Here is a 9223-nt window from a genome sequence, read left to right as displayed (position 1 = left end):
GCGGGAACAAAACGAAGAAAACCGAAGAAGAATATTTATAAATTTATTCCCAGGGAAGAAGACTCAGTTACGTCACACACCATGTTCGTCCCGCCAGCTTTAATACAATTCCAGGTCGCCACTGGCATTCTTCACAGTCAATAGCTTTGCGGCTTTTATTTATATTTGCATTCGGCAAATAATTGTTCGCAAAAAAGTCTTTAAATATAACATTCTCTTTTGCCGCCAAAACAGCTCGTATTTCATCATCATCTTGTTTTGCTTTGACAATCCTTCTTTTTTCGGCCAGTGTGGCTGTACCTTCTCCTGTTTTTTGACCCTTAATTAATTCATTTCTCGTTATGGATGTCTTCTGAGCGTTCCACCCCTGAGACGACCACCCTAACCCCTCTTCCTTCAATATGCCATTAAGCTTGTAGCGCATAGTGAAATAGCGGTCTGGCTTACCATTATGTTTCTTTGATGGATTTTCCCGGAATCTGACACCTGGGAATTGGGTTTTGTGCCATTCGATTGACATTTTTCCCTCGCTGATGTATATCCTGCATTTCCGGAGTAATGTAACGATGAATCACCAGAAAATCGAATAAATGTTTACATTTCAGAGCATTTTCCCTTGACTTTTTCATCGTTACACGTTATTACTGATGTAACGATGAAGGGGGGGAGTGCTTTATGGCGGCGATTGTATATCAAACCAGTAAGCAAACGGGGATTACTTATGCATATGAATCGCTATCCTACTGGGATAAAGAAAAACGACAGTCTCGCGCAAAACGCAAATGCCTTGGGAAGGTTGATCCCGACACCAAAGAAATTATTCCGACCAGAAAAAGGATGCCTGCCGATGACGCTGGTAATCATGCTGCTTCCTCCAAAAGAGGTCCCGTTCCCATTATGAATGTAGCCCACAGCTTCTACGGGGCAACATATCTTTTTGATACTATTGGCGATAACCTTGGGGTCACAGCCGATTTAAAGAAGTGTTTTCCAGATACTTACAAGCAGATATTGTCCACGGCATACTACCTCATTATGGAGGATAAAAATCCGTTGAGCCGTTTTCCTAAATGGTCAGCCACGCATAAACATCCTTATGGCAAGAACATTCCTTCCCAGCGGAGTAGTGAGTTGTTCGCATCCATTACCGAAGATGCCAAGGCTCGTTTCTTCCGGCTACAGGGTAAACGTCGGGTAGAAAATGAATACTGGGCTTACGACACGACATCCATATCGAGCTATTCCCAATGCTTGAGCCAAGTCAGATATGGCATGAACAAAGACCATGACCCGCTGCCGCAGATTAATCTCGCGCTCCTGTTCGGCGAAGAATCCAACCTGCCTTTTTATTACCGCAAGCTGGCGGGAAATATACCCGACGTGAAGACGGTAAAAAATTTGCTGGTGGACATCGATTTCTTCGGGTACGACAAGATCAAACTGGTCATGGACAGGGGATTCTACAGCGAGGCGAACATCAATGACCTGTATAAAAACCATCTGAAATTTCTTATTGCCGTTAAGGTATCATTGAAGTTCGTGAAGGCCGAGTTGGATAAGGTTCGGGATTCCATCCGAACATGGACAAACTACAGCCAGAAGCATGATCTGTACGCATACTCCACCAGAATAGACTGGGATTATTCACAGGAGCGGCCGTACAAAGGCGATCTCTTGCAGGGAAAACGCCGGATGTATATGCACATTTATTTTAACGGTGAAAGAGCTTTGGAGGATGAGAAAAACTTCAACCTTCTGCTCGGCAAGCTTCAGACTGAGCTGGAAAGTAGTAAAACCTGTCCGGAACACGAGAATCAGTATGTAAAATATTTTGATACCAGGAGCACTCCGGCCAGAGGAGCAAAGGCTACGGCCAAAGAGGAGGCCATAGCGGAAGCGAGGAAGAATTACGGATACTTTGTTCTGCTCAGCAATGACGTCAAGGATCCCATAACAGCCTTGGAAATCTACAGGAACAAAGACTTGGTTGAGAAGGCCTTTGGAAACCTGAAAGAGCGTCTTAATTTAAATCGTACGGCGGTTTCCTCTGATCAAAGTCTGGACGGTAAGCTGTTCGTTGAGTTTATAGCCTTGATATATCTATCTTATCTGAAAAAAAAGATGCAGGATAAGGGTCTTTTCAAAAAGTACACGATGCAGGAGCTTCTTGATGATATAGATGTTATTGAATGCTTTGAGTATCCGGAGCATGAACTCCGCATGGGCGAAGTAACGAAGAAGCAGATCGAACTTTATGAGGCGATGGAGATTGTGCCACCGACCTCGTTACATTAGGCCGGGAATGCAGGAAATATTGTAAAGCCGAAACACAATGGGAAGATTACAAAGAAAAGGGTGGCAAACCAACAGATAAGGAAATAACGGAAGCACTGGTGCGTACATTTGCGGGAGAAGCCGTTTTTTTATTTTAGGTGCGGATTTGGGTGCGACATGTAAGGTGGGCAGGAAAAATTTGTAAGATTCTGACATTGCATAAAGCAAGAATAGATATCAGTATTAAGTTGTAGTGAAACTCATGGTGATCGGCGGCAACCGTAACACACCGATCAAAGGGAGCAGTGTGTTACGACGCACCCTACGCCTGGATTAAGAGCAGTGCGCAGCCTCTGCCAAAACATGAGCGGCCCACTGGTTCAGGCTTTTGCCCTCGCTTTCGGCCACCATTATCGCTGCGGAATGAATTTCCGGCGGCACGCGCAGCAATATCTTGCCGGAGACCGGTTTATTGGGTTGTTGGCCAAGTTTGGCGCAAGCGGCAAGATAATTGTCAACTGCCTCATGGAATGCCGTTTCAAGCTCTTCAACCGACTCCCCATGAAATCCCACAATGTCTCGCACTCCGACCAGATGACCGACAAATATCCGGTCGTGGGCGTCGTACTCGATACGTGCAGCATATCCTTTGTACTGCATGGCGTTCATAGTTTTACTCCGATAGATTCAAGAAAATTTCTGGCGTCTGTCACCCGGTACCGCAAAGAATCTTTTTGAGGATGAGGACGATGAAAGTAGGCCCGTTTTCCGTTTTTCTCAAAAGTAACGGAAGAACCGGAACCCTCCACCACAGTACATCCCACGGCAACCAACAACGCCTCTATCCTTGACCAGGCAATGTTTCCATTGACGGGGTTGGCAAATATGGCTTCAAGGGTTTCCCTGTGCTTGCCAGTCATGAGCAGATGATAGCACAATATGATATCATGTCAATGCTTTTTTAATGCTCTTTATATAACGATCTCGATGCCTTTTCCAATTGTCCGGGAATAGCGTTGAAAAGTTGTCTTATTTTTATCGCCAGGTTATTTCCGGTTTGTGGCGAGAGGGCATTCGCTGATAGCGGTACTGCGGATACCCGATCATTACCGCCCCGTAAGTCAGATGATTCTTCGGCAAGGCCAGTGCTTCCTGCAGCGGTGGGTAGAAGGTGGCCGCGGCGGTAAAATAACCGGCCCAGCAGCTTCCCATACCGAAAGAAGGCGCGGCCAGCTCCAGATAAGTCAGGGCGATGACGCAGGATGACTGGGAGGCGGGAAGGGTCGCTAAGCCGTGCGCCACGGCCAGATGGGGCGCGCCCCGCAGGATTAGATCAATCCCCTTGTCCCAGGCGGCCACGACCTTGTCCATGTTCATGGAAATGGCAAGTTCGGCGTTCTGCACAAGCAGGGAGCGCATCCATTCCGCCACCAGCCCTCCCAGACGCCTTCCCTCTTTCGGGTCTTCAATAACCAGCCAGTGGACAGGTTGGCTGTTGTGAGCCGTGGGTGCATAGCGAGCTATTTCGATCAACTTCTGCAAGAGCTCGCGTGGCGCCCGCTTGTCTTTGTAACTGCGGATAGCCCTGCGCGACCGCAAAAAATGTTCGCACTGTTCCGGACTTAAAAGCAGTTCCTCCCGTATGGGCAGGCAAGCTTGCGGGGACATCGTCTTGAGCGACAGAGCCCCATGGGGACAAACGGCAACACAATGCCCGCATTCGATGCAAAACCGTTCGGCCCCGGCTACAGGAGAGGGAAATCCGTCTTTCCCAAGGATTTCAATAATTTTTGCCGGGCACTCGGCAACGCAGAGCCCGTCCCGCAGACATTTCTGCTGATCAACTTTAAAAAGCGGCATGTTTCATCCTTCCTTCCGGCTCTTGTCCAAAACTGCCCAGACCTTGACAAACTCGTCAAAAGTCAAAAATGCCCAAGAATCGTCATTCCGGTGAAAACCGGAATCCAGAGATTTTAAAGGGTTACAAAAACACTGGACACCGGTTTTCACCGGTGTGACGACTTTTGACGAGAGCATCAGACCTTGACACCCCCGGAAGAAAACTGTTTTTTCTTCCAGCTCATTAATGGATCCCCAAGGATTGTGATTATAAATCGATGGCTAATTTCCCGGCTTTCCCGCGATTTTCCTTTTTCCCTTCGTGCAGAAAAATAGTAACAGCCTGAGCGTCAACCTTGAAATTTTTACAAACGGCTTCGGTGATGTCCTTAACCAGCCCCCTCTTTTGCTCAACGGTTCTGCCCTCATCGGCTTCGATGATAATTGTCGGCATCTCCCACTTCCTCCTTTTCTGCACCGCAGTGCGTTTTATTCACCATTCTGTTGAGGTAATTGCAAAACTCCGTGTCATGCCCGAATGCTTTTGTCGGGCATCCATGATTTCAAATCAATAGTGTCCGGTTAAGACTTACATATTGCGAATATTACTTCAACAATACATATACTTACAATAGTTTTACAGTGTCCTCGACTTCATTTTTTTAGAAAATGGTCATTAATATATTCAACAGGTTACAGATAGATTTTGACCGTTTTTGTCTTTTTCCGGACAGTAGTGATTTCAAATAGTTAAAAACTGGATTATGAACATTAAACTTCGTTTTCCCGCCCAGAAGCGTCGCGGGAATGACAGCGTTGGGAGTTTTGCAATTGGCTCTGTTTATTGGCTCTTCTTTTTTTCTTTCTCTCTTTTTTGGTCTGAATACGCGCTTCTGCCAAGACCGCCCTTTTAAAGCTATCAAGATACTCATCCCTTTTTACGGCTTTCTTCCTTTGAGCTTTTATCAGCCTACCCACCGTGAATCCGGCAAGACAGGCAACAAATATAAGCGTCCACGATTCTATACTGGTCGGAAGCATATTATTCTCACATCTGTTTCGTTTTTCTGGCCGCTTTCCCCGCAGGCAAGGTGCAGGATGAACTATGATGAGCCCCTTTGTCAAGACAGTTTTTTCGAAAAGTTCAATCGCACTTGAAGGCGGTTCTTTGTTTTTATCCATGCGCTCCTATCCCGTGAACGGGGCTTATGATGTATGGCTTCCATAATTTGCCTCGCAATTATTGCTGTGCATTTTGGGCATTTATGATATTAACAAACCATTACCAATGGCAGCTTTTCACCACGGCTTAACTGGCCGGATCGGAAGAGGAAGTAACGATAGGAAGCGCAATCAAGGAAACGTACAGCGAGCAGTCGGGTGAGTCGCTGCGCACAACTAAGGGCCTGTCCACAAATAACCGGGGCAAGATTGCGCTCAGATTTGGGTTGGATTTGCTTGCGGCGATTGAACAAAACCGCAGACGTAGCAGCGCTACGTTGAGGATCTTGTGATTGAGCCACAGCCAAAGATGGCCCAAAGATGAGATGCAAGATGTTCAGGTTATTTGTGGACAGGCCCTAAATACGGACGAGTAAAAACATGGATGCAAAACAGTTGACAGAGATTATACAGCGGAGACTCGGGCTGGAGGACAATGAGTTCTCGCTCGTTCGGGATAATCCCAGGTTTCAAAACATTTTTGAAAACGCCCTGAAAGGGTCACGATACCGGCTGGTGGCCAAGGTAATAGAATCCAAGGGCTGTCAATCAGGCCATCATGTGGGGCAGAAACTGGTCTTTGACTCGGCGGGAAACCTTTTAACCCGCGAGTGCCCGGAGCGGATCTGCGCCTTTCTGATGCCGAACCTCACGGTGCTCATCAATGCCTTCTTCGAAAACATCATGAACGGCAGGGACCCCAACGAGGTGATGTTTAACCGCACCGCCTGCTTCGATGTGGGACCTGCCTGCGGAGGATGGGGTCATGTAACCGTGGAAATGCGTGCAGAGCTGCGCTGACCGGCGCCCTCTCCCCTCGACCGCTGCTCGCTGAGGGGATCAAGCTCTCCACTACTAATGGGTGCCCTGAAGGATCGGGCAAAATCTTTGAAGATGGTTCTAAAGGTGCAGGGATGTCTGATCAGTCCTCCTTGCCCCGGGTCTCTCGAAAAAAGATATCTTCTGAGGCAATTGCAAAACTCCGTGTCATGCCCGAATGCTTTTGTCGGGCATCCATGATTTCAAATAGTCAAAAACTGGATTATGAACATTAAACTTCGTTTTCCCGCCCAGAAGCGTCGCGGGAATGACAGCGTTGGGAGTTTTGCAATTACCTCTTCTTACAGCCATTTTTGATCTTTGCGATGCGGCTTCGCTCCACGCCGAAATCAGCGGGGAAAAATTGCGAATCGCTACGGGTTCTATAGGAACATTGTCTTAATCTTCAAAAAACAGGGAGGATATTTATGAATTACGAGAATGTCGTCATTGAAACCGGAAAGGATTTTGTCGCCTCAATCACACTTAACCGCCCCCAGAACCTGAACACCTTTAACACCCAGCTCGCGGTTGAACTCAACAGTGCCTTGAAGGAGCTCGATGCGGAAAAAGGGGCCAGGGTCATTATTCTCAAGGGCAACGGCAAGGCTTTCTGCGCCGGCATCGACGTCTCCGATTTCTTCGGCAAAGACGTTATGGCATACCAGAAATGGATAGAATGCATGGAACAACCGCTGGTGACAATGAGCACGATGAAGAAGCCTGTGATCGCGCAGGTTCATGGGGTAGCCACGGCTAATGGGGCCGGGCTGGTGGGGGCCGCCGATCTGGCGATCGCCGCTGAAAACGCCCGGATCGGCCTGACTGCCATCAACGTGGGGCTGAACTGCATCGGGCCGGTTGTTCCGGTAGCCCGGTCGATCGGAAGAAAACGCGCCCTCGAGATGCTGTTTTACGGGGATTTGTTTCCCGCCCCGGAGGCGCTGAAAATGGGACTCATCAACCGCGTGGTCCCGGAAGCTGATCTGGAAAAAGAGACAAGAAAATGGGCAGCGGTTCTGGCGCAAAAAAGTCCGATCGCCCTGCAGATCGCCAAAAAGGCTTTCTACGCCGCCGAGGATATGGATTATAAAACGGCCTTCGAATATATGAACGAGGCCTTCGCCCGTCTTTGCTCCACAAAAGACGCCGCCGCAGGGATCAGGGCCTTCCTGGAGAAAAAAGCCCCTGAATGGAAAGAGGAATAGGGGTTTTCCGGTTCAATCGGCGAGCATTTTTCCGATAGAGTAAAGCAGCGCCAGAAATACGCCATAGAGACTCATATGCTGTTCGACGCTGCTGTCGAGAATCACGCGTACCTCGCTGTCGAATTCCTCGTCCTTCTTCCAGAGGGCAAAGATGAACGGCACCCGCGGAAAGAGCCGCAGCCTTACGGCGGCATCGCCGAAATCTGCCCTTTCACCCCCCAACTGGAGGCCCTTCTCAATAAATTTATCGAGGTCAGAACCGAATTTATTGGCGATCTTCGGCAGGGGCAGTTCATGACTCGCCCGGAAGAAAAAGCTGCCGTCGGTCAACTGATTGGGAGAAACCAGATTATTGCTCAGCGGAACGTCCTGCGCGTGGGACAGGTAGTGCAGAAGTATCTCGTCTAACAGGCCTGATTTTTTAGTGTTTTCAGGTTCGGCAATTAACCTTTTTTTTACGTCAACGACATACCTTTTATTGAAAACATTGATTGCAAACGTTCCATTATTCTCATCATATTCAGCAATGGCGCGAACAGCCACCTCTTGCGGAGGGACGTTTTCCAATTCCTGCCAAAGTTCTTCCTCGATCATGCCAACCCCTCATTCAAAATTTAATCAACTCAATTTTTTAAAAACCCCCTTGCCCCCCTTTGGCAAAGGGGGGATGGGGGGATTTTCATATAAAAGCGCGTCGAATCATCCTTAAAAGTTCCCCTGATTACAAAACCCTTATTCCCAGTCGCGGTCTATTTACATAAAAAAGAAGGTGCGTCAAGGCAAACCGCAGGCCGCTCTTCTGGTAATAAACCCCCATGCCCGTGGGGCACAACGAAGCATGAAAATCCCCCCTTGCCCCCCTTTAGCAAAGGGGGGATGGGGGGATTTTCATACAAACATAAGTGATTCATATAATAAAATCTTCATCATAGAAAGACTGGCATTTGCTTGCCGTCACGGAGGGCGCTGAGGGCCGTCTTCTATTGAATATTCAGCAAAGAATTGATCATTCTCGCATTATTGTGGTAGTAAAATCTACCTTTACGAGAAAAGGCAGGGGGATTTGTAAAAGGATGTCCTTGGGGCTTAAGAAGCTTTTTTCGAGAGCCGTACAGCGGCGACATAAAACCCGATTAATGTACATAATGAACGGAGCTGATATGAATAGGAAAAGCCTTGGCGATAGGCAAACGGAACAAAGTTTAAATAATCTTTCCGAGTTCGAAGGCGCAAAGCTTCTGGCGGGCTACGGCATTCCGACAGCGAAGGCGATTCTGGCACACGATTGGGAGGCGGTCAAAAGGGCGGGAAAAACTATCGGCTATCCCGTTGTTTTGAAGCTCTCTTCCTCCGAGATAAGTCATAAAACCGAAAAAGGGGTCGTAGCGGTTGACCTGCATAATGAGGCTGATCTGGAGCTTGCCTTTAACCGGATACGGGAGGCATCAGCAATAGCCAAACCGGAATATCTCGTCCAGGAGATGGTTAAGGGGGGGCGGGAACTGGTGGTGGGAATGGTCAGGGATACCCAGTTCGGCCCCTGTGTTATGTTTGGGTTGGGGGGAATTTTTACGGAGATTCTCGGCGACGTCGTTTTTCGGCCGGCGCCGCTCAGCGAAAGGGACGCGGCGAAGATGCTGCAGGAGATAAAAGGGAACAAAATTCTTGACCGGGTCAGGGGGATGCCGGCGGTGAACAGGGAGTCGCTGATCGGCTGCCTGATGGCGGTCGGCAAAATCGGGCTGGAACGGGCAGACATCATGGCGATTGATATCAATCCGCTGATCGTCAGGCAAGGCAAACCGGTGGCGGTTGATGCGCTGGTGGTATTGCGGCAGATTTAAGGAGGGTAAAAAAATAGT

Annotated in this window: 10 protein-coding genes; 4 read left to right on the top strand and 6 right to left on the bottom strand. The window is 48.4% G+C overall.

The window, feature by feature from the left end:
* Positions 1 to 67 precede the first annotated feature (67 nt).
* A complete protein-coding gene (locus tag M0P74_08250) occupies positions 68 to 520 on the bottom strand; it encodes a hypothetical protein (protein ID MCK9363573.1) in 453 nt (150 codons plus the stop codon).
* A 155-nt stretch (positions 521 to 675) separates the two neighbouring features.
* On the opposite strand from M0P74_08250, the gene M0P74_08245 reads away from it, so the two are divergent.
* Positions 676 to 2295: an IS1634 family transposase gene (locus M0P74_08245; GenBank protein MCK9363572.1), complete on the top strand. Its 1620-nt coding sequence runs from the start codon at positions 676 to 678 to the stop codon at positions 2293 to 2295.
* Positions 2296 to 2607: 312 nt separating this feature from the next.
* Here the strand turns inward: M0P74_08245 and M0P74_08240 are convergent, their stop codons facing one another.
* The 4 genes from M0P74_08240 to M0P74_08225 all read right to left on the bottom strand — a co-directional run bounded on the left by M0P74_08240 (position 2608) and on the right by M0P74_08225 (position 5295).
* On the bottom strand, positions 2608 to 2943 hold the full coding sequence (locus M0P74_08240; protein ID MCK9363571.1) for a type II toxin-antitoxin system HicB family antitoxin: 336 nt from the start codon (positions 2941 to 2943) through the stop codon (positions 2608 to 2610).
* A gap of 366 nt (positions 2944 to 3309) precedes the next feature.
* Entirely contained in the window at positions 3310 to 4134 is an 825-nt protein-coding gene (locus M0P74_08235) for a nitroreductase family protein (GenBank protein ID MCK9363570.1), read from the bottom strand.
* 247 nt (positions 4135 to 4381) lie between these two features.
* The gene (locus M0P74_08230; GenBank protein MCK9363569.1) at positions 4382 to 4567 is read right to left on the bottom strand and encodes a tautomerase family protein; all 186 of its coding nucleotides are present in this window, start codon (positions 4565 to 4567) and stop codon (positions 4382 to 4384) included.
* Positions 4568 to 4884: 317 nt separating this feature from the next.
* Positions 4885 to 5295: a hypothetical protein gene (locus tag M0P74_08225; GenBank protein MCK9363568.1), complete on the bottom strand. Its 411-nt coding sequence runs from the start codon at positions 5293 to 5295 to the stop codon at positions 4885 to 4887.
* A 435-nt stretch (positions 5296 to 5730) separates the two neighbouring features.
* Here M0P74_08225 and M0P74_08220 point away from each other — a divergent pair, with 435 nt between their 5' ends.
* The gene (locus M0P74_08220) at positions 5731 to 6135 is read left to right on the top strand and encodes a hypothetical protein (protein ID MCK9363567.1); all 405 of its coding nucleotides are present in this window, start codon (positions 5731 to 5733) and stop codon (positions 6133 to 6135) included.
* A 446-nt stretch (positions 6136 to 6581) separates the two neighbouring features.
* Positions 6582 to 7361: an enoyl-CoA hydratase-related protein gene (locus tag M0P74_08215; GenBank protein ID MCK9363566.1), complete on the top strand. Its 780-nt coding sequence runs from the start codon at positions 6582 to 6584 to the stop codon at positions 7359 to 7361.
* A gap of 12 nt (positions 7362 to 7373) precedes the next feature.
* Here the strand turns inward: M0P74_08215 and M0P74_08210 are convergent, their stop codons facing one another.
* Entirely contained in the window at positions 7374 to 7955 is a 582-nt protein-coding gene (locus M0P74_08210; GenBank protein ID MCK9363565.1) for a DUF3786 domain-containing protein, read from the bottom strand.
* Between the two features lie 566 nt (positions 7956 to 8521).
* Here M0P74_08210 and M0P74_08205 point away from each other — a divergent pair.
* Positions 8522 to 9205 carry an acetate--CoA ligase family protein gene (locus M0P74_08205; protein ID MCK9363564.1) on the top strand — a complete coding sequence of 228 codons (684 nt, stop codon included), beginning with the start codon at positions 8522 to 8524 and terminating at the stop codon, positions 9203 to 9205.
* The last annotated feature ends 18 nt before the right edge of the window (positions 9206 to 9223 follow it).

The organism is Syntrophales bacterium (assembly GCA_023229765.1).
Taxonomy (GTDB): Bacteria; Desulfobacterota; Syntrophia; order Syntrophales; family UBA5619; genus DYTH01.
Note: the sequence above shows the minus strand (reverse complement) of the source record. Positions and strands in the feature narration are given on the sequence as shown.

Coding starts and splice junctions, on each gene's coding strand:
- M0P74_08215 (MCK9363566.1), top strand. CDS start 6,582: ATGAATTACGAGAATGTCGTCATTGAAACCGGAAAGGATTTTGTCGCC.
- M0P74_08225 (MCK9363568.1), bottom strand. CDS start 5,295: ATGGATAAAAACAAAGAACCGCCTTCAAGTGCGATTGAACTTTTCGAA.
- M0P74_08205 (MCK9363564.1), top strand. CDS start 8,522: ATGAATAGGAAAAGCCTTGGCGATAGGCAAACGGAACAAAGTTTAAAT.
- M0P74_08250 (MCK9363573.1), bottom strand. CDS start 520: ATGTCAATCGAATGGCACAAAACCCAATTCCCAGGTGTCAGATTCCGG.
- M0P74_08230 (MCK9363569.1), bottom strand. CDS start 4,567: ATGCCGACAATTATCATCGAAGCCGATGAGGGCAGAACCGTTGAGCAA.
- M0P74_08210 (MCK9363565.1), bottom strand. CDS start 7,955: ATGATCGAGGAAGAACTTTGGCAGGAATTGGAAAACGTCCCTCCGCAA.
- M0P74_08240 (MCK9363571.1), bottom strand. CDS start 2,943: ATGAACGCCATGCAGTACAAAGGATATGCTGCACGTATCGAGTACGAC.
- M0P74_08235 (MCK9363570.1), bottom strand. CDS start 4,134: ATGCCGCTTTTTAAAGTTGATCAGCAGAAATGTCTGCGGGACGGGCTC.
- M0P74_08245 (MCK9363572.1), top strand. CDS start 676: ATGGCGGCGATTGTATATCAAACCAGTAAGCAAACGGGGATTACTTAT.